This is a genomic window from Idiomarina xiamenensis 10-D-4 (assembly GCF_000299895.1).
GTDB classification, from domain to species: domain Bacteria; phylum Pseudomonadota; class Gammaproteobacteria; order Enterobacterales; family Alteromonadaceae; genus Idiomarina; species Idiomarina xiamenensis.
The window spans coordinates 93,444-116,365 of the sequence record NZ_AMRG01000011.1 but is presented as its reverse complement, the minus strand read 5'-3'; the positions used below and the strand labels follow the sequence as shown (position 1 = coordinate 116,365).

At 48.1% G+C, this 22,922-nt stretch carries 22 protein-coding genes and 1 other RNA gene; 17 read left to right on the top strand and 6 right to left on the bottom strand.

Annotation, left to right across the window (positions count from 1 at the left end):
- Nucleotides 1-186: 186 nt before the first annotated feature.
- From glyA to ribBA, 4 genes are all read left to right on the top strand, one after another.
- On the top strand, nt 187-1,443 hold the full coding sequence (gene glyA / locus A10D4_RS09605) for a serine hydroxymethyltransferase (RefSeq protein WP_008489231.1): 1,257 nt from the start codon (nt 187-189) through the stop codon (nt 1,441-1,443).
- 112 nt (nt 1,444-1,555) lie between these two features.
- Nucleotides 1,556-2,005: a transcriptional regulator NrdR gene (gene nrdR, locus A10D4_RS09600; RefSeq protein ID WP_008489230.1), complete on the top strand. Its 450-nt coding sequence runs from the start codon at nt 1,556-1,558 to the stop codon at nt 2,003-2,005.
- Nucleotides 1,998-3,110: a bifunctional diaminohydroxyphosphoribosylaminopyrimidine deaminase/5-amino-6-(5-phosphoribosylamino)uracil reductase RibD gene (gene ribD / locus A10D4_RS09595; RefSeq protein WP_008489229.1), complete on the top strand. Its 1,113-nt coding sequence runs from the start codon at nt 1,998-2,000 to the stop codon at nt 3,108-3,110. Before nrdR ends, ribD begins: the two co-directional genes overlap by 8 nt.
- A gap of 37 nt (nt 3,111-3,147) precedes the next feature.
- Complete coding sequence (ribBA, locus tag A10D4_RS09590) at nt 3,148-4,266, top strand: bifunctional 3,4-dihydroxy-2-butanone-4-phosphate synthase/GTP cyclohydrolase II (RefSeq protein WP_008489228.1); 1,119 nt, start codon at nt 3,148-3,150, stop codon at nt 4,264-4,266.
- On the opposite strand, the gene A10D4_RS13680 is transcribed toward ribBA, so the two are convergent.
- From A10D4_RS13680 to A10D4_RS09565, 5 genes are read right to left on the bottom strand one after another with little or no spacing between them, the layout of a single operon-like run.
- Nucleotides 4,244-5,161, bottom strand: a complete 918-nt coding sequence (locus tag A10D4_RS13680; RefSeq protein WP_008489226.1) for a ketopantoate reductase family protein — start codon at nt 5,159-5,161, stop codon at nt 4,244-4,246. The genes ribBA and A10D4_RS13680 overlap by 23 nt on opposite strands.
- Nucleotides 5,151-6,536, bottom strand: coding sequence for an AmpG family muropeptide MFS transporter (locus tag A10D4_RS09580; RefSeq protein ID WP_040502827.1), 1,386 nt, complete (start codon nt 6,534-6,536; stop codon nt 5,151-5,153). The genes A10D4_RS13680 and A10D4_RS09580 overlap by 11 nt, the downstream gene beginning before the upstream one ends.
- Before the next feature lie 17 nt (nt 6,537-6,553).
- Nucleotides 6,554-7,159, bottom strand: coding sequence for a peptidylprolyl isomerase (locus tag A10D4_RS09575; protein ID WP_008489224.1), 606 nt, complete (start codon nt 7,157-7,159; stop codon nt 6,554-6,556).
- A 52-nt stretch (nt 7,160-7,211) separates the two neighbouring features.
- Nucleotides 7,212-7,751, bottom strand: coding sequence for a YajG family lipoprotein (locus A10D4_RS09570; RefSeq protein WP_008489223.1), 540 nt, complete (start codon nt 7,749-7,751; stop codon nt 7,212-7,214).
- A complete protein-coding gene (locus A10D4_RS09565) occupies nt 7,748-8,896 on the bottom strand; it encodes a methyltransferase (protein WP_008489222.1) in 1,149 nt (382 codons plus the stop codon). Before A10D4_RS09565 ends, A10D4_RS09570 begins: the two co-directional genes overlap by 4 nt.
- Before the next feature lie 137 nt (nt 8,897-9,033).
- On the opposite strand from A10D4_RS09565, the gene A10D4_RS09560 reads away from it, so the two are divergent.
- The 4 genes from A10D4_RS09560 to A10D4_RS09550 all read left to right on the top strand — a co-directional run bounded on the left by A10D4_RS09560 (nt 9,034) and on the right by A10D4_RS09550 (nt 12,386).
- Nucleotides 9,034-10,131, top strand: a complete 1,098-nt coding sequence (locus A10D4_RS09560) for a ketoacyl-ACP synthase III (protein ID WP_008489221.1) — start codon at nt 9,034-9,036, stop codon at nt 10,129-10,131.
- Nucleotides 10,132-10,206: 75 nt separating this feature from the next.
- On the top strand, nt 10,207-10,950 hold the full coding sequence (locus tag A10D4_RS09555; RefSeq protein ID WP_008489219.1) for an enoyl-CoA hydratase: 744 nt from the start codon (nt 10,207-10,209) through the stop codon (nt 10,948-10,950).
- Between the two features lie 110 nt (nt 10,951-11,060).
- Nucleotides 11,061-11,157, top strand: an RNA gene (gene ffs, locus A10D4_RS13885) — signal recognition particle sRNA small type.
- A gap of 128 nt (nt 11,158-11,285) precedes the next feature.
- Nucleotides 11,286-12,386: a tryptophan 2,3-dioxygenase family protein gene (locus A10D4_RS09550; protein WP_008489218.1), complete on the top strand. Its 1,101-nt coding sequence runs from the start codon at nt 11,286-11,288 to the stop codon at nt 12,384-12,386.
- A 14-nt stretch (nt 12,387-12,400) separates the two neighbouring features.
- Here the strand turns inward: A10D4_RS09550 and priC are convergent, their stop codons facing one another.
- Nucleotides 12,401-12,931 carry a primosomal replication protein PriC gene (priC, locus tag A10D4_RS09545; protein WP_008489217.1) on the bottom strand — a complete coding sequence of 177 codons (531 nt, stop codon included), beginning with the start codon at nt 12,929-12,931 and terminating at the stop codon, nt 12,401-12,403.
- Nucleotides 12,932-13,280: 349 nt separating this feature from the next.
- Here priC and A10D4_RS09540 point away from each other — a divergent pair, with 349 nt between their 5' ends.
- The 9 genes from A10D4_RS09540 to A10D4_RS09500 all read left to right on the top strand — a co-directional run bounded on the left by A10D4_RS09540 (nt 13,281) and on the right by A10D4_RS09500 (nt 22,888).
- The gene (locus tag A10D4_RS09540; RefSeq protein ID WP_008489216.1) at nt 13,281-15,959 is read left to right on the top strand and encodes a TonB-dependent receptor plug domain-containing protein; all 2,679 of its coding nucleotides are present in this window, start codon (nt 13,281-13,283) and stop codon (nt 15,957-15,959) included.
- A 617-nt stretch (nt 15,960-16,576) separates the two neighbouring features.
- Complete coding sequence (locus tag A10D4_RS09535) at nt 16,577-17,359, top strand: DUF3450 domain-containing protein (protein ID WP_008489215.1); 783 nt, start codon at nt 16,577-16,579, stop codon at nt 17,357-17,359.
- Nucleotides 17,356-18,726: a MotA/TolQ/ExbB proton channel family protein gene (locus A10D4_RS09530; protein ID WP_008489214.1), complete on the top strand. Its 1,371-nt coding sequence runs from the start codon at nt 17,356-17,358 to the stop codon at nt 18,724-18,726. The genes A10D4_RS09535 and A10D4_RS09530 overlap by 4 nt, the downstream gene beginning before the upstream one ends.
- Nucleotides 18,727-18,730: 4 nt before the next feature.
- The gene (locus A10D4_RS09525) at nt 18,731-19,255 is read left to right on the top strand and encodes a MotA/TolQ/ExbB proton channel family protein (RefSeq protein ID WP_008489213.1); all 525 of its coding nucleotides are present in this window, start codon (nt 18,731-18,733) and stop codon (nt 19,253-19,255) included.
- A gap of 12 nt (nt 19,256-19,267) precedes the next feature.
- Entirely contained in the window at nt 19,268-19,669 is a 402-nt protein-coding gene (locus A10D4_RS09520) for an ExbD/TolR family protein (protein ID WP_008489211.1), read from the top strand.
- A gap of 1 nt (nt 19,670) precedes the next feature.
- Nucleotides 19,671-20,285: an energy transducer TonB gene (locus A10D4_RS09515; RefSeq protein WP_008489210.1), complete on the top strand. Its 615-nt coding sequence runs from the start codon at nt 19,671-19,673 to the stop codon at nt 20,283-20,285.
- 2 nt (nt 20,286-20,287) lie between these two features.
- Nucleotides 20,288-21,580, top strand: a complete 1,293-nt coding sequence (locus A10D4_RS09510) for a tetratricopeptide repeat protein (protein ID WP_008489209.1) — start codon at nt 20,288-20,290, stop codon at nt 21,578-21,580.
- Nucleotides 21,581-21,974: 394 nt separating this feature from the next.
- On the top strand, nt 21,975-22,352 hold the full coding sequence (locus tag A10D4_RS09505; RefSeq protein WP_008489208.1) for a response regulator: 378 nt from the start codon (nt 21,975-21,977) through the stop codon (nt 22,350-22,352).
- Nucleotides 22,353-22,354: 2 nt separating this feature from the next.
- Nucleotides 22,355-22,888 carry an adenine phosphoribosyltransferase gene (locus A10D4_RS09500; RefSeq protein ID WP_040502826.1) on the top strand — a complete coding sequence of 178 codons (534 nt, stop codon included), beginning with the start codon at nt 22,355-22,357 and terminating at the stop codon, nt 22,886-22,888.
- Nucleotides 22,889-22,922: the final 34 nt, after the last annotated feature.

The window sequence follows — 22,922 nt, the reverse complement described above, 5'->3', positions numbered from 1 at the left end:
GTGATCGTTGTACTGTCGTGGTTTTTGTTGGTTGTCGAGCGGCTGTCACGCAATGCTTACCTTAAACTGCGTACAGGTACGACCCGACAAGGTAGGCAGCGCTAGCCATTTCAGGTTAAAATGGTTGCATACTCATTTCGGCGTTGCTGTCGAGTGCTTTTAAACAACCTATACTTGGGAGTCCTGATGTTAAAACGCGATATGAACATTGCTGATTATGATGCTGATTTATGGCAAGCGATGAGCGATGAGGTAGAACGCCAAGAGCAACATATTGAATTGATTGCGTCAGAAAACTATACCAGTCCACGTGTACTGCAAGCTCAGGGCTCGCAATTAACCAACAAATATGCCGAAGGCTACCCGCACAAACGCTACTACGGCGGTTGCGAGTTCGTCGACAAAGTCGAAGATTTAGCCATTGAGCGCGCCAAACAATTATTTGGCGCCAAGTACGCCAACGTGCAGCCGCACTCGGGGTCGCAAGCTAACTCGGCGGCGTTTATGGCCCTGTTGAATGCTGGCGATACGGTGTTAGGGATGAGTTTGGCACACGGTGGCCATTTGACCCATGGCTCTTCAGTGAACTTCTCGGGCAAACTGTATAATGCTGTGCAGTACGGCTTGAGCGAAGAAACCGGTGAAATCGATTATGAAGAAGTCGCCAGCTTGGCGCGTGAGCATAAGCCTAAACTGATTGTGGCGGGTTTCTCTGCCTACTCGGGCATTGTTGATTGGCAGAAGTTCCGTGATATCGCTGACGAAGTGGGCGCTTATCTGCTAGTTGATATGGCGCACGTTGCTGGTTTAGTCGCCGCTGGTTTATACCCTAATCCTGTGCCTATCGCCGATGTGGTCACGACAACCACGCATAAGACCTTGGCGGGTCCACGTAGTGGCTTAATTTTGTCGGGTAAAGACGACGAAGCCTTGCACAAAAAACTGAACAGTGCGGTATTTCCGGGTAATCAGGGTGGTCCTTTATGCCACGTCATCGCGGCCAAAGCGGTTGCATTTAAAGAAGCCTTACAGGACGACTTTAAAAACTATCAGCAGCAGGTGCTGGATAACGCTCAAAGCATGGTTAAAGTGATGCAGTCGCGCGGCTATAAAATTGTCTCGGGCGGAACCCATAATCACTTATTCTTGGTCGACCTCATCGATAAAGATATTACCGGTAAAGATGCTGATGCGGCGTTAGGCCGTGCTTTTATTACCGTTAATAAAAACTCGGTACCGAACGATCCTCGTTCACCGTTCGTGACATCAGGTCTACGCTTGGGAACGCCAGCCATTACCCGTCGTGGTTTTGCGACTGCCGAGGCCGAGCAAGTGGCTAACTGGATTTGTGACGTATTGGATAATATCGACGACGAAACCACCATTGGCAAGGTTCGCGAACAGGTGAAAGCGTTGTGTGCTAAGTTCCCTGTGTACGCGTAATTTCGTTCGTGGTTAGCATGCGTTAAGTGCTATTTTTAGGTAAAATAGCACGCGCGCAATACGCAGATTGGCCGCCATTACGCGGCCAATTTTGTCAGCTTGAGGGAAACCCATGCACTGTCCATTTTGTGGCACTCAAGATACCAAAGTTATTGATTCACGGTTAGTGGCTGATGGCGCCTCGGTGCGTCGGCGGCGCGAATGTAATCACTGCCATGAACGCTTTACCACCTTTGAGACGGCTGAATTAATCATGCCGCGCGTGATTAAGTCGAACGGTTCTCGCGAACCCTTTAACGAAGATAAGTTACGCAATGGTTTATTGCGCGCGCTAGAGAAGCGTCCTGTCAGCTTAGAAGCTATGGAGCAGGCCATCAATCACATTAAGTCAGGCTTACGGGCTACCGGTGAACGTGAAATTTCTAGCGATGTGATCGGTAACTTGGTGATGGAGAACCTAAAGCAACTCGATAAAGTGGCTTATGTGCGCTTCGCTTCGGTTTATCGCTCATTTGAAGATATCCGTGAATTCGGCGAGGAGATCGCGCGTCTCAATGACTGATTTTGCTTCTGCTGCCGACCATAAATGGATGTTGCACGCGCTGGAGCTTGCGCGGTTAGGGCAATTCACTACGGCGCCTAATCCTAATGTCGGTTGTGTTTTGGTTAAAGATGGCGAGTTAGTCGCTGAAGGCTGGCATCGATGTGCTGGTGAGCCACATGCCGAAGTGCACGCCTTGCAAGCGGCGGGCGGGCGCGCGCGCGGTGCAACTGCCTACGTCACCTTAGAGCCTTGTAGCCATTATGGACGTACGCCGCCTTGTGCTGATGCCTTAATTCGTGCGCAAGTTGCGCGGGTTGTGGTGGCGATGGAAGATCCTAATCCACAAGTAGCAGGAGCCGGCTTAGCGCGTTTGAAAGCTGCGGGTATTGATGTTGTCAGCGGTGTACAAAGTGCGGCGGCAGAGCGACTTAATCAGGGGTTTTGCGCACGCATGCGACGTCAACGACCATGGTTACGCGTCAAGTTAGCGGCGTCGTTGGATGGCGCTACCGCGTTAGCGAATGGTGAAAGTCAGTGGATAACTGGGGGAGCCGACGTCCAGGTCTGGCGCGCTAAAAGCCATGCTATATTGACCGGTGCTGATACCGTGCTAATGGATGATCCGCAGTTAACTGTACGCTTGAATGAGTGGCCCAAAGGGGTTTGCAAACCAGTCCCTGAGCAATTGCGGCAACCGATAAAAGTGGTTGTCGATAGCCGCCAGCGAGTCACTCGACAGGCACGTATTTATCAACACCAAGCTGAAGTTTGGCGGGCTTCCCCCAGTGCTCGTGATGCCCAGGATTTAGTGGTACCCCAATGCGGTCAGTTCATTGATTTGGCGCTATTGATGCAGCAACTAGCCGAGCGCGGTATTAATGAATTATGGAGCGAGTGCGGGCCGCGCTTAGCTGGCGCTTTATTGGCGCAGCAATTGGTCGACGAATTGATTATTTATCAGGCACCAAAACTTATGGGAGCCAGTGCACGTCAGTTGCTACAACTCCCGCAATTTGAGCAGATGGATGAGGTGCCTGAATTGGACATCCGTGATGTTCGCTATGTGGGGACTGACTTGCGTATTATCGCACAGCCCCGATACTCTTTGGTTAAACTCGGCTAGCGCCGAATAATCAGCAACTTCAATAAGGCAGTGAGTGATGTCGTTACACAGTACTGAAGCAATCATTGAAGACATTCGTCAGGGTAAAATGGTTATTCTGATGGATGACGAAGATCGTGAGAACGAGGGCGATATTATACTGGCGGCAGATTGTGTGACGCCAGAGGCGATTAACTTTATGGCGCGATTTGGTCGTGGCCTAATCTGCCTAACCTTGACCGAGGAGCGCTGCGAGCAGTTGCAGTTGCCATTGATGGTTGATAAAAATAGCGCGCCCTATGCGACCAGCTTTACCGTATCTATTGAAGCCGCCAGTGGCGTCACTACCGGTATTTCTGCGGCAGACCGTTCGCGTACCGTACAAGCCGCAGTGGCCCAGCAAGCAAAGCCGTCTGATTTGGTTATGCCGGGTCATATTTTCCCGTTAAAGGCCAAGCAAGGTGGGGTTTTGGCGCGCGCTGGGCATACCGAAGCGGGTTGTGATTTAGCCCGCTTAGCGGGATTTGAGCCGGCGGCGGTGATTGTTGAGGTATTGAACGAAGACGGCAGTATGGCGCGTCGTGCTGATTTAGAAAAATTTGCCGCCGAACATGACATTAAGGTTGGCACTATTGCCGATTTAATCGAGTATCGCTCGGTTAAAGAAAAAACCATCAAGCGCGTCGCTGAATGTCGCTTGCCTACTAGTTATGGTCAGTTCGATTTGGTTACCTATCAGGACACCATCAAACAGCAAGTACATTATGCACTGGTTAAAGGAGAAGTGAGCGCCGATAAACCCACCAACGTGCGCGTGCATTTACAAGATACCTTTAACGATCTGTTTACGACCGATCGGGCAACCAAGCGTAGTTGGCCGTTGCAGCATGCGATGCAGTTTATCGCCGAGAATACCGGTGTACTGGTCATCATCGGACGTCATGAGACTGCAGATGATATTATTCAGCAGGTGAAACACTTTGAGCTGGAAGACAAAGGCGAGCAACGTGTTACCGCTTCGGCTTCAGATGCCTCGCGCAATGTCGGTTTAGGATCACAAATTTTGGCGGATTTAGGTGTTAGCCAAATGCACCTGATGAGTTCACCTAAGCGTTATTCGGCATTGTCAGGTTTCGGTCTTGAAGTGGTCGATTTTATTGAGGATGGTCGCAGCTAATTGCGCTAACCTGTTGCCACAAGCGCTCATTCACGGGGGTGACAATGCCAAGTTGTCGCCCCCGTTTTGTGATAAAGCCGTTCAGGTAGTCGATTTCGGTAGGTCGTGCGGCAAGCACGTCTTGGCGCATCGATGAGCTGTTTGCCGCGGTTTGCGACAGTACCTGCTGCGTTTGTTGTAGGCTTTGCTCGACATCAAAATGATAACCATGCTGTGCAGCGATGTCACAAGCTTCACTCAGCAAGGCATGTAATGTGGCTTGATAGGGAGCTTTTAGCAGCTCACCATTAACACAATCGGCAACCACGGTGAGCGCATTAATAGCGCAGTTAATGAGTAGTTTTTGCCAGCGTATTTGCTCAATGTCATCAACACCCTGTAGAGGTGCAATGGCTTCGGCTAAAGTGTCGAAAACATTGTCGACATCGACGTTGTTGGTCGCCATAGGACCTAACCAACTTTGTCCGATACCATGCAAATGGGCACCTTGATGGTCTCGAGTCACACCCGATGTGGTCACTAAAAACTGTTGATTGACTGACACTAAAGGCGTTAGCGGCTCGCTATGCATACCATTAAAGCTTAGGATCAAATGCGTTTTATCGGTAAACCAAGGCGCCTGATTAAGTTGTCTGAGCAAGCTGCTCACCTGATAAGCTTTAACCGCAGCAATGACGACATCGGCAACGCGGTCATCATGATGTTGCGTGGGTAGCTCAATCGTCATTTCAGAGTTATTGGTGCTCAGGCGGTAGTTACAGCTACGCAGCCGTTGCTGGCGATGTAATACACTAAGTGATAGCGTTGGCTGCCGCCGTATGAGAGAACAGCCTAACCATTGCGCCAAAGCACCACAACCAACCATGACCCAGTGTTGTGTCGCGTTATCCGTCATACTGGCTCTTCTGATAATGGGCTTGTTCGAGCGCGTACAAGGTTTTACGAATGCAGAACAGTAGTAGCAAGCTCGGTAGTACCATCAGTGCGGTAATAATAAAGAATAAGGTCCAATCACCGCCCAAGCCATCGATCACAAAACCGCTGTATGACGACAGCAGCGTCCGTCCTAAATTACCGAGCGATGCCAATAACGCATATTGCGTGGCTGTGAATGCACGGTTGCACAATAAGCTAATAAACGCGACGAAAGCAACGGTAGACCAAGCGCTGGTAAAGCCATCTATCAGCACCGCGATAGCATAGGCATATTCTTTGGGGCCAATGACGGCTATCCAGGCAAACAGTAAATTGCTCGCTGCCATTGCTAAACCGCCAATAAATAAGCCTTTAACAATACCAGCACGCAGGTTAACTAGGCTACCGAGGATAGAAAAAACAATGGTTATCCACCAAGTCACTAGCTTTGAGTAGAAGCCAATTTGCTCGTTGCTAAAGCCTACCTCTTTATAAAACACGATGGACATTTTGCCGAGAAATGCTTCTCCAATTTTAAATAGCAAAATAAACAGCAATAATGACAGCGCCACTTTCCAGCCGCTGCGCTGAAAGAACTCGGCGACCGGTGCGTAAATATGATTTTTCAGCCAATGCACTAAGTTAATCAGTATGGCTCGCCAAGCCGCTTTATTGGTTGTTGACGGCGGCACCAGATGAGCGCGTACCTGAGTCGCTAATGGCTCTTTCATTTGCAGGGTGCGAATAACGAACAACAGCGTTAAAGCGGCTAATACTTGATAGGCATCTTGCCACTGCCACTGGCTATCGCCGACAATAAAAAACGGTATTGCACCTAAGCCGCTGTAGCCGGTCCACCAACCGGCGGTTGCCATGGCGGCACCGGCTGACTGTAGACGCGCTTCGTGTTCGCTAAATGATTCGATACGGTAGGCGTCAATGGCAATATCTTGCGTGGCGGAAGCGATGGCGATAATCAGGGCGAGTAGCGCCACGCTCCACAGTTGCTGAGTGACATCGACGCTACCTAAACAAAAGCAGGCAGCAGCGATGATCAATTGGCATACCACCAACCAACTGCGACGCTGTCCTAGACGCTGGGTTAGCCATGGGATGCGCACGGTGTCGACCAGTGGCGACCACAGCATATTGATCGAGTACATGGTAAAGACGACACCGAACAGGCCGATGGTTGAGCGCGTCTCACCGGCTTCTTGTAGCCAAGCGGTCAGTGCCGAGCCAATTAACACCCAAGGAAAGCCGCTGGCAATGCCCAGCAAAAAGATATTTCTTAGGCGTGGCTGTTTATAAACGCTTAAATCGGCCAGCCACGATGTTGATGATGAGTTTTTCAAAGTGTAACAGGCTGTTGTTATTGTGCTTCAGGAACGACTTTGACGCGTTCGAGTAGTAATGTCTCGGTCGGCACGTCAGCCCACCCCGTCGTATCATCATAAGGTTGCGATTCTTGCGCAGCCAACTTTTCCAACACAGCCTCACCGGCAACGACCCGACCAAATACGGCGTAACCCCAACGGCTGTCGCTCGGATTCAAGGAACTGTTGTCATTCAAGTTAAAAAAGAACTGACGCGTAGCCGAGTGGGGCGCGTTATCGCGTGCCATCGCAATGGTGCCGTATTGGTTTTTTAAGCCGTTGCCCGACTCATTAACGATTTCGCCAAAATTTGGCTTTTCTTGAAAGTCTTTGTCGTAACCACCGCCTTGTAGCACGAAACCTGGTACCAAGCGGTGAAAAATGGTGTTGTTATAGCTAGCTTTTTCCACATACCGTAAAAAGTTAGCGACCGTCCGAGGCGCTCTGCTACGGTCTAATTCGACAGTGATCTCACCCATATTGGTCACCATCACCACTCGAGGAAAAAGGTTATCGGGTTGAATTTCCGCGTATGCCTTTGCTATGAAGGCATGAACTCCGATGGTAGTCAGTGTCACAACGGCTAATAAAAGTTTCTTCATCAGTTATCCTCGAGCGCAAAGTAGTTAATCACTATTGATTAATCAGTACTGATTAATTTAACGCTTGGCGAATTTGTGGGTCGTTCAGCATATCGTTGAGAATACGCGCAAGCAAATCACTGAACTCTCGCTCTAGTACCGCAGGATCGGCTTTGAAGGCGCCTTCTGATTGGCTCTTGCCGCTAAAGGTTTTACGCAAGGTTTTATTACCATATTGCAGCGTCGTACGAATGGCGATTTCATGGTTGGCTTGATAACTCATGGTTTTTTGTGAGACTCGAACAATGGCCTCGTCGATATCAATGTGCAAGCTGGATGAGGCATTGTCTTTTAGCGTTAACGTTTTTGTTAAATAGCCTTTTACCGCCTCCGAAATGAGCGGATTACTGGGCGAAAACTGTGCTGAGTCGGTGCCGTGTTCGATACGCAGCAAATAATTGTGAGAACGATTGTCATTGATACTGAGTTGCAGCGGTTGCGTGATTTGCACACCTTGATTGGCCTGCGGGACAACGGTCAAAGGCGGTGGCGCAGCACTTTGACAAGCACTTAACACGAGACACATCGCTGCAGTCGATAATAATTTTTTCATAGTGATTTCCGTGTCGTTGAAATGATCGCAAATTTAGGGTTACCAGCCACATTGCGGTAACCGCCGAACAAGCGCTTGAGGTGCTGATGATAACCTAAATGTCGATTAGCGACGATACGTAGCTCACCACCGGGTCGTAAAACGCGTTTGGCATCTCCGAACATCTGTCGCGCAACGCCGTCGGTAATGGCGTTTTCTTGATGAAACGGTGGATTGCACAAAATTAAATCAGCACTACTGTTTGCTTGTTTGCTCAAGCAATTATCAAGGACAAACTGATAGCGCTTTGGTTCCGCTTGCAGGCCACTTGCCAGCAGCGAATCTTTAGCTGAGGCGATAGCGCTGTATGATTCATCAACCCAGCTGACTTGCGCGGTTGGATGTTGACGTGCGTAGGCTAGGCCAAGAACGCCATTACCACAACCCAGATCGATGACTTGTTGCACCGACTTTTGTGGCAAATGTTGCAGCATAAAGCGGGCGCCAATATCCAGTTGCTGTTGTGCAAATACGCCAGCATGATTGACCATTGTTAAGTCATGTTCAGGCACCCGCCATTGCGATTGTGTTTCGCTATCAATGGTCTCATGGGCTACAGCCTCGCGAGTTTTTATTAGTCGTAATTGCCGACATTTGCGCTTAATTAACGACACTTCAGGTTCACCTAAATAGTCAGCAAAGGCTTGTTTGACCTTAGGCGTGAAGTATTGACTGCGAGCACAAACCAAGACTTCGCTGGCTGGCGCTAAGCAACGGTTGAGTTGCTGTAACTGCGCAGTAAGCAATGCTTGCGATTGCGGTAACTTCATCAGGACACGTTGTGGTTGCGTCCGCTGGGGCAGCGGATATTGCCAATCCGCACTATCAGTCAACTGATTTAAGCGGGCGTTTTCTTGTATGGCTAATTGACTGAGATAGGAGTCACCGCTAACCGTCGGTTGAAACTGATGCAACACCGTCGCTAAGCTGGCAAAGCTATCGTTAATAATGAGTAATGGTTTATCGCTGGGGGATTCAGCTACGCTATTAATTAGCCATTCATCGGCAGCATCCCAAGCACGTAGCGTGGATCGATTAAAGTACGGTATACGGCGTAGCTGAAAATCACCGAAAGGCGTGCGTAAGGCCGTTTCTGTGTTGCTCATAGTAAAATATTTATCTCTCTAACAATCGTGCTATGATACGGAAAAACGGCGCGCGACTAAAATCTTTTAACGTCGGTTAAAGATTAATCTTTTCATAGTCGTGTCATACTGGTTTGCTGTACTGAAAGGTTTGCTCTGTGACGACATATGCGGAAATTACCGGCTGGGGTAAGTGTTTGCCACCGGCCATCATGACAAATGATGATTTAGCCACGTTTTTAGATACATCTGACGAATGGATACGAACACGAACCGGTATTGAAGAGCGTCGTGTCAGTCATGTAGGCACGTCGGAGATGGCCGCGGTTGCGGCGCGTAACGCGCTAGCGGCGGCGGGTCTAGATGCTAATGAGCTCGATCTGATCATTGTCGGCACTTGTACCGCTGACGAAGTCATTCCTAATGTGGCCTCGGCAGTACAGCAAAAAATTGGTTCTAAACATGCGGCGGCGTTTGATTTAAATGCGGCATGCAGCAGCTTCTTGTACGGCATGCACATGGCCACGCAAGCCATCCGTACCGGCGCGCATCGCAATGTCTTACTGATTGGTGCAGAGCGGTTGACGCGAATACTCGATTGGACTCGGCGGGAAAGCGCGGTGTTATTCGGCGACGGTGCTGGCGCTATGGTGCTACAGGCCAGTGACACTGAAAGCGGTTTGCTATCGTCACACATCTCCTGTGATGCCGATGCACGTGATGTCCTATCGTTGGATTTTGGTACCAGTTTTAATCGCTTTGAGTTTGACGGCATTATGCAGTTTGATTTTGTTGGTCAGGAAATTTTCAAACGCGCAGTGAAAGGCATGAGCAATGCGTTAGAAAAAGTCTTTGCCGAAACCGGCATGACCACTAACGATGTTGATGCACTGATCCCGCATCAGGCCAACAAGCGGTTGATCGATTTTCTAGCGAAACTGTGTAAAGTGCCCTCTGATAAGACGGTGATCAATATCGAAAAATACGGCAATACGTCATCGGCAACTCTACCGATCGCGTTTGCTGAAGCGGTTGATAGCGGCGTTATTAAGCCCGGTGACACTATCGTTTCTGCGGTATTTGGTGGTGGCTTGACCTGCGGTGCGGGTATGATCAAGTGGGGCCAACGGGTGACGCCGATTAAACCAAATCAAGAGCAGTTACCAGCAGGTGAGTTATCCGCGTTAGATATGATTGTGCCGATGCACGAAAAAACTAAAGCGGCTTGGCAAGCGCGCGCCGAGGCTAAAAAATAACCCGCATGTAATGACAGTCTGCGTCACTGGTGATAAGGTGACTCTCAAAGTGGTACAACCAGTTGAGAGGAACTCATGAGTGACGCCATTCTTGTGCATCGCCAAGATGCCATTGTACACATCACCTTTAATCGTCCTGAGAAAAAGAACGCCTTCACGCAGGCCATGTATCAGCGTTTCAACCAAGCCTTGCGCGATGCTGACGCCGACAGTGAGGTTGCCGCAGTGTTCTTGCATGGCAGTGGCGACAGTTTTTCTGCCGGCAACGACTTACACGACTTTTTACAGCTAGGTGAGGTTAATTTAGATTCGCCAGCGTTTCAGTTATTGCAAACCTTGACCGAAATTTCAGTACCTTTAGTGGCTGGTGTAAATGGCCTCGCTATCGGTATTGGCACCACCTTGCTGCTGCACTGTGATCTGGTCTACGCCAGCGATAAAGCGTTATTCTGTTTACCCTTTGTGCACCTTGGTTTAGTGCCTGAAGCGGGCTCCAGTCAGTTGCTACCGCAGCTTTGCGGACGTCAACGTGCGGCTGAGTTATTGCTGTTGGGCGATACCTTTAGCGCTGAAAAAGCAGCTAGTATCGGTTTGGTTAATGACGTGGTTGGGGCCGAACAGCTTGCCGACAAACTCAATGAGGTTGCCGAGCAGCTGTCGCGACGACCGCGGCAGGCGTTACGACAGTCCAAGCAACTACTGCAAATGCCCGCAGAATCCGTTGCTGATCGCATTCGAAGAGAAGGGCAGATCTTTGTTAAAGCGCTCAACTCAGATGCCGCAAAAGCGGCAATTGCGGCTAAATTGAAGAAAAAATAAGCAGCTGAACGGGTTTACCTAGCTTTTCCGGCCGACTTACCTTGTCAGGCTGCTTTTGATCACGCATAATGCGCCCATCTTACGCGAGCCGTAAGACGTTATGGTGACCTCATTGGTCCCCTCGCAACGCTAACTGGCAAACCCGGTCAGGCCCGGAAGGGAGCAGCCGTAGTCAGGGACGTGTGTGCCGGGGTGTGGCTGGTGAGGTTACCACCCAATCCTGATTGACTGTTTTTAATGCAGTATTCCCACTATTCTTGACTGACCCAGTCTAACTTCACTTTACTTGTGCGGCGGCAATTGCTGTAATCGCGGTAACCGCGAGGAGAGCAATTATGGCGAAGAATGTCGAGCCGGTATATTACGGCGACTATTTACAATTAGAACAACTACTGGGCGCGCAACAACCACATAGCCCGCGCTATGGTGATGAAGCACACGAAGAAACCTTGTTTATTATCGTGCATCAGGTGTATGAACTCTGGTTCAAACAAGTGCTACATGAATTGCGTTCTATTTATGGGTTATTTGCGCAACCGCAATTAGCCGATGAGTCGTTAGCATTAGTTGGACATCGTTTACGTCGGGTATTGACTATTCAAGAACTGATGAATCAACAAGTGCAAGTTATCGAAACCATGACGCCGCAAGAGTTTTTAGCATTTCGGGATTACTTGGTGCCAGCGTCGGGTTTTCAGAGTATTCAGTTTAAAGAGTTAGAAATCTTGCTAGGTTTAAATCGGCAACGGCGTATAGCCTTTGACCAACAGTCATTTTATAACCGCTTAAACGACCATGACCGTGCTTATTTAGAAAACTTAGAAGCCCAACCCAGTTTGTTCGATCGTGTTGATGATTGGTTAGCGCGTATGCCATTTTTGCGTTTTCAAGATTTTAGCTTTTGGTCGCTTTATCAGCAGGCGGTTAACGATATGTTAGATGCCGATTCTGAAACGGTGCGTAACAACGCCACCTTAACCGATGCTGAACAACAGCAAGAATTAAAAGGCATTGCCGAAACTCGAGAGAACTTTGCTGCGCTTTTCGATCAGCAACGTTACCAGCAATTACGCGACAGCGGCGCTGTGCAGTTAAGTCAACCAGCCATGCTAAGTGCACTATTTATTTCGTTGTATCGCGAAGAGCCTGTTTTTCATTTACCGTTTCAGGTCATTACGAGTTTGGCTGAGGTCGATGAAAAGCTCACTATTTGGCGTTATAAGCATGCCATGATGGTGCAACGTATGTTGGGTTCAAAAATTGGTACTGGTGGTTCATCGGGGCACGATTACCTGCGCAAAACAACCGAATCTAATCGTGTTTTTAAAGACTTCTTTTCGATGGCAACCTATTTGCTACCTAAATCGGCGATGCCAGTTTTGCCGCAACAAGTCAAACGCGCTTTAGGTTTTTATTTTAGTCATCAAACACAGTAACTGATTTAACAACGTTAGCGTCGATTAACCTCGGCGCCTTCTTCTTGCTGTCGAATACGTTCCTCTAGTTGCATTATTGCTTGCTGGCAACGATTTAATCGTTGTTGGCAGTGCAGTATTTGCTGCGGCGAGGAGGGCAGTTGCTGTGCGTCTAATAAGTTTTGCTGCAAACGACGTTCATATTCATGGTATTGCGCCAACCGTTGATGCTGACTAGCCAGCGTGGCAGCGGTGGTTAAGCGTTTATCGGTCTGTTTTTTGTCGATAACTCCCGGGCGTAAGGCGACTACTAGCGCTTCTATTTGCAGCGATAACTGTTGTGCTAAATAATGCTGTGCGTTGCCGCTGAGTTGTGGCAAGCGATTTAGGTTTCGTTCGACTTCTAGCACATAATCTAACGCTTTGTTGGAGTCGCAGCTAAATAGGTGGACATCAAACCAATGTTCGATACGTTCAGATAGCTGCTGATCAATTTGTTGAGCTTGCTTTTTTAACGCTTCAACGATTTTTTTTAACCGTTCTTGCCGAAAATCTGCCTGTAACATAGTGAATTAAGCTCATTATTTAAGATTATGTTTCATGAATGTTGTTTTTGGGTGAAAAATATCAATATGTTTTTATATTGTTAACTTGTTGCTTTTTAAGTTTTTATTTTTGTTTGCTAAAGGTTTTGTAAACAGCTGCAACAGGCTGGTTCGTTATTTTTTGCAATTTTGTTAATAAAGCGAGTGATTGTGTTTATTTGTTAAGGTTTCAGTGGTTGCTACCCCGCTTATTTTTGCTTACTATCGAATCACTGTTAACAAGGGTTCCAGGTCTTGTTAACGGAACCGAGCCCATAAGACTCGGTAATTCGAATAGTTATCACGTTACGTGATCCAGGGAGAACTCACAATGAATACCAATACTAAATTGGCGAAAGCGGTTCGCTTAGCCATGATGTTTGGTGCGTCTGCAACAGCGGTAACTTCTGCTGGCGCATTTGCACAGGAAGATGGCGCTGGCCAAATCGAAAAAATTTCTGTTACCGGTTCACGCATCAAGCGTGCCGATCTGGAAACCTCTTCACCGGTATCTGTGTTCGATGCACAAGACATCGCTAATACCGGTGTTAACACGGTTTCTGAATTCTTACGTTATACCACTGCTTCAGGTCCAGGCGGGAACACCGAAGCTGCAACACTGAGCCAAGTAGCCGGTTCAGGTTCTGTCGATGCGAAAGGCTTTGGTTCATCTTATACGTTGGTCTTGTTAAACGGCCGTCGTTTGCCAGTCAACGCGATTGCATCTGACTTTGTTGACTTAAACCAGATCCCAATGGCCGCGGTTGAGCGCATTGAATACTTAGCCGACGGTGCTTCAGCGATTTATGGTTCTGATGCGGTTGCCGGTGTTGTCAACATCATTACTAAAAAAGATTATCAAGGCGTTAACTTAAATGTTGGTTACGGAACTAACATGGAAGAGCACGACGGTGATGAGATCTCTGCACAGCTGACCGCTGGTGCACAATCAGGCAACACTAGTATTTTGTTCGCGTTTGACTATTTTGAACGTAAGCCAGTTGCCGCGAGCGATCGTGAATTGGGTAGCACTGCATACTTACCGGGTGTAACCAATGGTGACGGCCGTTCTCCTTATGGCCTACCAGGTTTCTACGAAATCAGCGCAGAGGCGAATAACCAAGAGTTGCAAACTCGCTTTGCCGATCCATCATGTGATCCAAGCAATGTTAGCGATGGTTACTGTTTGTACGACTTCGCGTCACGCTACCAGATTCAACCGGCAAGTGACCGTCAGTCAATCTACACCAGCATCAACCATGACTTGAGCTCTACCGTACGCGCTTATGGTGAGTTCCGTTACTCACGTGCGTACACTCGTACCTCTAACGCTCCAGCACCAGGTGTCTTAGATGTATCTGCTAGCCCATATGCTGATCAGTTCTTGCAGAATAACCTTTCTGCGGCCGATTATGCGTTGTACCAAGATGCGGCTGCCAACGGCGATGCCTCATTCTTGATGGGTCGTCGTTACATCGACTTTCCGAATCGTGAAAAAGACAATATCAATGAGACCTTCTCGGGCATCGTTGGCATGTCGGGTTACATCGGCGCTAACTATGACTGGGATTTCCACGTAGGTCATACTAAATTGACTAACCGTCAAATTGGCGCTAGCGGTCAGTTGTTAAAAGATTCAGTCGTTGACGCTATCGCCGCGGGCGACATCAACCCATTTGAATACAATACCTTCGAAACTCGCGAAGAATTAGCCGTGTTACAAGGCTTACAAGCTTCAGTTCACCGTACCGGTGAGTCAGAGCAAAGCTTCGCTGGTTTCACCATTGGCGGCATGACCGATATCGAATTACCAGGCGGTTACTTAGGTGTCGCGGGTGGTATCGATTGGCGTCGCGAAGCCTTCACCGACCGTTCTGATCCAGCAACCTTAGATGGTCAGGTTATCGGTGGTGCTGGTTCAAACGGTGCTGGTGCACGTAACAACATGGCTTATTACGTAGAATTGTCAGCGCCATTATTTGAAGGTTTTGAAGCAAAAGCAGCGGTACGTCGTGATGATATCGACTGGACTGGTGGTGATGCAGCAAAAACGACTTACCAGTTAGGTGCGACTTACCGTATCAACGACAACTACATGGTTCGTGCGTCATACGGTACAGGCTTTAAAGCCCCTGATTTACACGATCTGTTCTTAGGTCAGTCGTTTGGTGTCACCGACGCTATCGACTACACCTACTGTGAGAACAATGGTATTGCAGCGGCCGACTGCCCTCAGCAACAGCTAAATAGCCGTAGCGGTGGTAACGCAGACCTAGAACCAGAAGAGTCAACTAACTACAACGTTGGTTTGATTGCGAGCCCATTCGAAAACTTCGACATCTCAATCGACTACTGGTCATTAGAAGTTGAAAACATTGTTGGTTCACTGAGCATTCAGGAAATCATCAACAATGAAGAGCAATATCCAGATTTGGTAAACCGTGTTAACGGTCGTTTGACCGGTGTGGGTGATGAGGCTTATGTCTTGACCAACCTGCAGAACTTGAATGAAGAGTCTGCAAAAGGTGTGACCATTGACATGAACTATCTATCAAGCCTGGGCCAGTATGGCGACATGAAGTGGGGCTTAAAAGCTGACCACCAATTAGAGCACATGCGTCAGACGTCAAACACACAACCGCTGTGTGACGATATCGGTAGCACCTCAGAGCCAGAATGGAAAGTTAACTTCAGTGCTGACTGGAGCAAAGGTGACCACACTGCCGGTGCATACGTACGATATGTCGGTGAGACTAACGACTACATCGGTGGCCGCGCTGTTGGTAGCTGTGCATATAACGCCGAAGGCCTTGAAGTCGACTCATACGCGCAGTTAGACGTGTATTATGGTTACACCATCAACGCCAACCAAAACATCCGTGTTGGTATCCGTAACTTAACTGATGAGAACCCGCCAATTTCTACTGCATTTGGCTGGCCGTTCTACGACCAAAGCCTGTATGGCAACAGTGGTCGTTTCTTCTACGCGAAGTATGACATCAGCTTCTAAAGCTAACGCTTAAATGCATAAAGCCGCTTTTTTATAAAGCGGCTTTTTTTTGCTTCAAATATCGCCGTAGGAATCTGAAAATTGGCAATAAATTTACATTTTAACAACGTCTGACTCTACTATAATCAGACCGCTAAGCTCACTTTGTATTATTAATGTTGAAATGCGGTGGCGAGTGTTGTTCGCGTTTTAAAAAGTGATAGTATGCAAGAACATGCATTTTTAGCGTTTTTATGCGCTGCCAATGCAAAAGCTGTCATCAGGATGCGGCAGTGCCTGCTCGTAGTTACCCTGAGATGACGTTGTACGTTCGCGTACTTTTTTCATCTCAAAGTCACTATGCTCAGGCAGCGATGGAGTTATCGCGACTCAGGTATGCTGCAGTAGTCCTTTTAACGCCATTTTGTGCTTTAAAAGTTGCTGTTAAAACCCGCAATAGGGGCGCTAGGCCTTTATTGACAGGTTTAGGCTATCGTGGGAGTATTGCTAGGTTATTGCCTATAAATTGGCAATCAATGCAATAATTATTAATAGAGATTCGTTTCGTCACTCAATGTAACTGGTGTCTGCGTAACTGTTTACGTTAGATGGAAGTTAAGTCAAATTGGTTGGGAACTATGACCAAAATAATCGATAGAACTAAAATCGCTGCAGCCTTAGCTGGCGCGTTGGCGATGGCCGGAAGCGGTGTAGTAGCTGCTCAAGATCTGGCAACTCTTCAAAAAGAAGACAGTCGTACCATTGAAGCTGCGGCTAAGTCGCAAGTGAAAATCGATTCACTGTTCGAGCAAAGCCAGGACTTACTGGGTGAGTATCGTACAGTAGTCGCGGAGTACGAGAACCTGAAAGTTTACAACGATCACGTACAGAGCTTGGTCGATGACCAAGAGCGTCAATTAGCTTCGTTGCAGAAGCAAATCGACGGCGTTGAGCGTACTAAGCAAGGTATCGTGCCATTGATGTACCGCATGATTGACTCACTGGAAGACTTTGTGAAATTGGACATTCCAATTCATAAAGAGCAGCGTTTAGCACGTGTCGAGCGTCTGCGCAGCATCATGGGTAACTCAAGCGTTAGTACCTCTGAGCAATTCCGTCAGATCATCGAAGCTTACCAAGCTGAACTGGATTACGGTTCAGGTCTGATTTCTTACCAAGGTAACCTAGATGTTAACGGTGAAGAAGTCGCTGTTGATTTCTTCCACCTGGGTCGTGTTGCATTCTTAGCTCAGTCGTTGGATTTACGTAATGCGTGGATTTATAACAACGAAACTGACGAGTGGACCGCTTTAGAAGATGAATATTTGGGTCCATTGACTACCGCTATTCGTATGTCGCGTAAGCAAACGGCATATGATGTCGTTAAACTTCCAATCTTCGCAGCGGAGAATGCAGAATGAAACAACTAGTGAAGAATGTACTGGTCGCAGCAGCAGTCACCCTGTCCGCCGGCACGACTTTCGCTGCGTCAGCCCAAAGTATGGACGATGCCAAGTCTTTGGACGAGTTGTTGCAAGCGGTTAAACAAAATCGTGTCTCAAGCGCACAAATCGACAAGCAACGTGAAGCGGAATTCACCGCTGCTCGTGCTGACAAGCAAGCCTTGTTGAATCGTGCTAAAAAGCAATTGAGTGACGAAAAAGCTCGTGGCGAACGTCTACAAACAGCTTTCTCTGAAAACGAAATTGAATTAGCCAATAAAGAACAAGAATTGGTTAACCAACAAGGTACGTTAGGTGAAATCGTGGGTGTTGCCCGTGGTGCTGCTAACGAAACCGTTGGTCGTATCGCGACTTCAATCGTCAGCGCTCAATACCCTGACCGTGAAGACGTATTGTCGAGCATCGCCGAAGCCAAAGAGCTGCCAACTCTGGAAGAGTTAGAAGAGCTGTGGTTTGCGCTGCTAACCGAAATGACCGAGTCGGGTAAAGTGGTTAAGTTTAACGCTGACGTAACCCTGCTAGGTGGTGGTTCTGAAGAGCGTGAAGTATTGCGTGTTGGTGTCTTCAACTTGGTTTCTAACGGTCAGTACCTGACTTACAACGATAAGTCTGAGCAAATTCAACCGTTGGGTCGTCAACCAGAAGGTTACATCACTTCGCAAGCGGAAACGTTCGAGAATACCGATAGCGGTTATGCGGGCTTCTACGTCGATCCTTCACGTGGCCAAATCTTGAGCTTGTTAACGCAAAAAGCGACTTTAGCTGAGCACTATCAAGCAGGTGGCACCGTCGGTTACGTAATTACTGGCTTGTTTGTCATCGGTATCTTGATTGCTATCTACAAGTTCATCACTTTGACCGTGACTGGCGGCAAAATTCGTTCGCAGCTTAAGAACAAAGACAAGCCTTCATCAGGTAACCCACTGGGTCGTATCTTGAAGGTCTATCAGGACAACCGCAATGTTGACACTGAAACTCTTGAGCTGAAACTTGACGAAGCCATTATGCGCGAAATTCCGAAAGTCGACTCTGGCGTTAACGTTATCAAGATTTTCGCTGCTATCGCGCCATTGTTAGGTCTGTTAGGTACCGTTGTTGGTATGATCGAAACCTTCCAACAAATTACCCTTTACGGTACTGGCGATCCGAAAATCATGGCTGGCTCAATTTCATTAGCGTTGGTAACCACTGCAATGGGTCTGATTGCTGCTATCCCACTGATTCTGGTTCACAGTGTTGTGGCATCGCGTAGCAAATCTATCCTTAGCATCCTAGACGAACAGTCTGCAGGTATCGTGGCCGCTCACGCGGAGAATAAGGAGTAATCCTATGTACTACCTGATGGAGCTTTGGGAGTCTGTCAGGGATTTTATAGCGACCGGTGGTGACGTACTTTATGTCGTCATGTTCGTGCTCTTTCTGATGTGGATTTTGATGATTGAGCGCTACTGGTTTCTGTTACGCGAGTTTCCCCGCATTAAGCGCGATATTATCGCGCGCTGGGAAGCCCGCGCAGATACCACCTCGTGGTATGCGCATAGAATCCGTGATGCATGGGTTTCTGAGGCTAATGATAAATTGAATGCGCGCATTCTATTGATTAAAACATGTGTAGCCTTATGTCCGTTGGTCGGACTGTTGGGAACCGTAACCGGTATGATCGCCGTATTTGAAATTATGGCGGTACAAGGTACGGGTAACCCTCGTTTGATGGCATCGGGCATTTCTATGGCAACAATCCCGACAATGGCGGGTATGGTTGCAGCGCTATCAGGCATGTTTTTTGCGACACGTCTTGAATCACGTGTACGCCGGGCAAAAGAAGCCCTAATCGATAGTTTGCCACATCATTAAGAGAGTAAAACTATGGCACGTAATAGAGTTCGTGATGTCGAAGAAGCAGCAATTGACATGACGCCGATGCTGGACATCGTTTTCATCATGTTGATTTTCTTCATCGTAACCACGTCATTCGTAAAAGAAGCTGGTATTCAGGTGAATAAGCCTGAGGCGAACCAAGCGACTAAAGAGCCATCAGCTAACATCTTTATCGCCGTTCGCGCCAATGGCGAAGTATGGATGGACAAGCGTATGGTTGATGTCGAGCGGGTAGCTGCCAACATCGAACGTATGCTGGCTGAACAGCCTACCGATATCGTTGTGATCCAGGCCGACAAGAAAGCTGAACACGGTGTTGTCGTAGAAGTGATGGATCAAGTGAAGGAAGCGGGTATCGATAAGATATCCATAGCCGCGGAGACTAACTAATATGGTGCGCTTACTAGTATCTTTATTACTAGGTGCCGCCGTTACGTTTGCGTTGTTTGTCTTTATGGCTTACTTGATTGGGGGCGGTGACAAAAGTGCTGAGGCACCGCCACCAAGCCCTGTCATTGACATCGTAACGTCGCCACCTGAATCCGATGTGCAGGAACGTCGACGGACACCTCCGCCGCCGCCACCGCCGCCGGCTCAGCCACCACAGACGCCAGATTCGCAGCCTGATACGTCAGATAGCTCTAATCTGAACATGAACATGGGTTTTGATGTTGATGTTGGTGGTGCTGATACAGGCTTAAGCGGTCCTGGTGCATTAGGTGGTGATGGTGATGCGACACCGATTGTTCGTATCGAACCGCGCTATCCGCCAGAAGCGGCACGTGACGGTACAGAGGGTTGGGTGCGTTTGCGCTTTACTATCGATGAAACCGGCGGTGTCACCGACGTCGAAATTATCGACTCTGAGCCGCGTCGTGTATTCGACCGTGAAGCTCGTCGCGCCTTGTTGCGCTGGAAGTACAAGCCTAAAGTTGTCGACGGTAAAGCCGTACGTCAAACTGGCCAAACTGTTCAGCTAGACTTTAACTTGCAGGGGAGTAACTAAGTATGAGTATGAATCTTAGTAAACTGCTGTCTGCAATGGTGCTGGCATCATCACTGGCGTTAACGCCAGTGATTGCCAACGCAGCCATTGATTACAGTAAAATCCCATCTGCCGAACAAGTTGAAGCTAAAAAGCAAGCGCGTGGTGGTAAAGCACTATCCGAGCGTGTCGGGCGTGCCATCATGGGCGCCTATGAGTTATACGAAGAAGAGAAAATTAACGAAGCTATCAGCGAACTTGAAGATATTTCGACAAGTGCGACTTATGATGAAGCTTATGTTTCTCGTTTTTTAGGTAACTTGTACGCCGGTGCCGAGCGTTTTGACGAAGCCATCGCAAGCTTAAAGAAAGCGGTAGCTCCTGACGTACTAAGCTTTACTGATCATGGTGCCGCGCTGCGCTTGTTAGCTGATTTAAGCTTACAAGCAGAGCAGTACCAGCAAGCGTTAGAATACTACGGTAAATGGTTAATGTTCACGGGTAACCGTGATCCAGAGATCTTTACTCGTATTGCTAATGCTTACTATCAGTTAGAGCAGTATGCAGATGTTATTGAACCTGCGGATTTAGCCATTGAGTATTATGAGGAGCCAAATCAGAATCCTTATATTATGAAAATGGCCTCTTACTATGAACGTAAGATGTTTCCGCAAGCGATTCAGACATTAGAAGCAGGTATCAATGCTATCCCGGGTAACACCAAATGGTGGCCTCAGTTAGGTCAATTTTACATGTTGAACGAGCAGTATGACAAAGCTCTGCAAACCATGGAAATTGCTTATCTAGCCGGTTATTTGGATACCGAGAACCACTATAAAATGTTGGTTCAACTTTATGCGAACAACAATGTTCCGTATAAAGCGGGTCAAGTGATGGAAAAGCACTTGAAGAACGGCGATATCGAGAAAACTGCAACTAACTATGCGTCTGCAGCCAATAGCTATCACATTGCGAAAGAGTTTGACGAAGCCGCTGAACTGTATGGTAAAGCTGCCGAGTTAGCCGATAATCGCGAAGACAAAGCCGAGTATTATCGTAAGCAGGGTAATATCTTATTACTCAACGAGCAGTATGTTGCTGCCGCTGATCCATTGATGAAATCTTTGGATAATGGTTACGAGCGTCCCGGTTCAGTCTATATGTCGTTAGCCGAAGCATTTTATCATGCTGGCGATTTCCGTCGTGCATTGAACTATGCCAATAAAGCTGCTGATTACGACAACACTCGTCGTAACGCGCGTAGCTGGGCCGGTTATATCCGAGCTGCGGCAGAACGTAAGGGCGTGAAGCTATAAGCGCTGGCTAATAGTTGATAAATGCCCCTAAAAACCTCGTCAAATGACGGGGTTTTTTATTATTGGAGTAGTCATAAGCAGTGCCTGAAAGCCCGCTCACCGATAAAGGCTTTCAACCCTTAGCGAGATCCAGTATGATCGCGACCGTTTTATTGGTCATTGATTCCCTAGGCGACAAACGCCATTTATTTCGTCAGTGGCCTTTCTACCATCCGCTGTGACAAGAGGTTATCCAGCATGGCTCATCACTCACAAGAACCGTTTAAAGAATCTGCCGGCGTAGGCTTTTTAGGTGTGGCAGTACTTTGCTTTATCTTTATTGCATCATTGCCTGCAGTACTGACACTCATCAAATTTTTTACTGCCTAAGCGTTAGGTAGTTTATGAGGTTGCAATGACTTTATCGTTGTTACTGGTTGAAGATAACCAGCGAACTCAAGCGCAATTACAAGACATGTTAGCGCATAGTGGCTTTCACGTGACGGTCGCCAATGACGGCTTGGATGGCTTTAGCAAAGCTAAACAGCAGCACTTTGATATCGTGCTCAGTGACCATAAAATGCCACTCATGGACGGTATCACGTTGTTGCGTAATCTGCGCGATTTGCCGACTTATCAGCAACAACCGTTGCTGCTGATGACCACGCAAAACTTGACCGATATCGAACCGCTGGCGTTAAAAGCCGGTGCTGTGCAGTGCTTGGCTAAGCCGCTAGCACAAGTCCAGTTGCTGGATGTGTTACGGCAGTGGGCTAAGCAGATAGCGGCTTGAATATGGATAAAGCATTGACGCTCATTGCCGATAATATCGGCCGTATTGACGACTATCCTAAGCCGGGCATTATTTTTCGTGATATCACGCCGCTGTTGGCGCATGCCGAAGCTTTTGCTGCCTGCATCGATGTGTTGGCGCAGCGTTATCGCGAACAAGGCATCACGCAGGTCTGCGGTATCGAGGCACGTGGCTTTATTTTTGCGTCGGCTTTGGCCTATCGTATTGGTGCGGGTTTTGTGCCATTACGTAAACCCGGAAAGTTACCACGACAAACTTATAGCCGTCAGTACGCGTTAGAATACGGTGACGACGAGTTACAAGTACATCGTGACGCGCTAACGACAGCTGATAAGGTGGTCGTTATTGATGACCTCTTAGCCACCGGAGGCACCGCTTTAGCTGCGGCTCAACTGGTACAAGATTGCGGCGCGCAACTACAAGAGCTGGCGTTCATTATTACCCTAAACGACCTACCCGGTGTGAGTAAACTTGCACAAGCTGGGCTACCAAGCTATACCCTGTGTCGCTTTTAAGGTACCTTAAGGCAGTTACTTTGTCATGGTAGGG

Coding starts and splice junctions, on each gene's coding strand:
- glyA (WP_008489231.1), top strand. CDS start 187: ATGTTAAAACGCGATATGAACATTGCTGATTATGATGCTGATTTATGG.
- nrdR (WP_008489230.1), top strand. CDS start 1,556: ATGCACTGTCCATTTTGTGGCACTCAAGATACCAAAGTTATTGATTCA.
- ribD (WP_008489229.1), top strand. CDS start 1,998: ATGACTGATTTTGCTTCTGCTGCCGACCATAAATGGATGTTGCACGCG.
- ribBA (WP_008489228.1), top strand. CDS start 3,148: ATGTCGTTACACAGTACTGAAGCAATCATTGAAGACATTCGTCAGGGT.
- A10D4_RS13680 (WP_008489226.1), bottom strand. CDS start 5,161: ATGACGGATAACGCGACACAACACTGGGTCATGGTTGGTTGTGGTGCT.
- A10D4_RS09575 (WP_008489224.1), bottom strand. CDS start 7,159: ATGAAGAAACTTTTATTAGCCGTTGTGACACTGACTACCATCGGAGTT.
- A10D4_RS09570 (WP_008489223.1), bottom strand. CDS start 7,751: ATGAAAAAATTATTATCGACTGCAGCGATGTGTCTCGTGTTAAGTGCT.
- A10D4_RS09565 (WP_008489222.1), bottom strand. CDS start 8,896: ATGAGCAACACAGAAACGGCCTTACGCACGCCTTTCGGTGATTTTCAG.
- A10D4_RS09555 (WP_008489219.1), top strand. CDS start 10,207: ATGAGTGACGCCATTCTTGTGCATCGCCAAGATGCCATTGTACACATC.
- A10D4_RS09550 (WP_008489218.1), top strand. CDS start 11,286: ATGGCGAAGAATGTCGAGCCGGTATATTACGGCGACTATTTACAATTA.
- priC (WP_008489217.1), bottom strand. CDS start 12,931: ATGTTACAGGCAGATTTTCGGCAAGAACGGTTAAAAAAAATCGTTGAA.
- A10D4_RS09540 (WP_008489216.1), top strand. CDS start 13,281: ATGAATACCAATACTAAATTGGCGAAAGCGGTTCGCTTAGCCATGATG.
- A10D4_RS09535 (WP_008489215.1), top strand. CDS start 16,577: ATGACCAAAATAATCGATAGAACTAAAATCGCTGCAGCCTTAGCTGGC.
- A10D4_RS09530 (WP_008489214.1), top strand. CDS start 17,356: ATGAAACAACTAGTGAAGAATGTACTGGTCGCAGCAGCAGTCACCCTG.
- A10D4_RS09525 (WP_008489213.1), top strand. CDS start 18,731: ATGTACTACCTGATGGAGCTTTGGGAGTCTGTCAGGGATTTTATAGCG.
- A10D4_RS09520 (WP_008489211.1), top strand. CDS start 19,268: ATGGCACGTAATAGAGTTCGTGATGTCGAAGAAGCAGCAATTGACATG.
- A10D4_RS09515 (WP_008489210.1), top strand. CDS start 19,671: ATGGTGCGCTTACTAGTATCTTTATTACTAGGTGCCGCCGTTACGTTT.
- A10D4_RS09510 (WP_008489209.1), top strand. CDS start 20,288: ATGAGTATGAATCTTAGTAAACTGCTGTCTGCAATGGTGCTGGCATCA.
- A10D4_RS09505 (WP_008489208.1), top strand. CDS start 21,975: ATGACTTTATCGTTGTTACTGGTTGAAGATAACCAGCGAACTCAAGCG.
- A10D4_RS09500 (WP_040502826.1), top strand. CDS start 22,355: ATGGATAAAGCATTGACGCTCATTGCCGATAATATCGGCCGTATTGAC.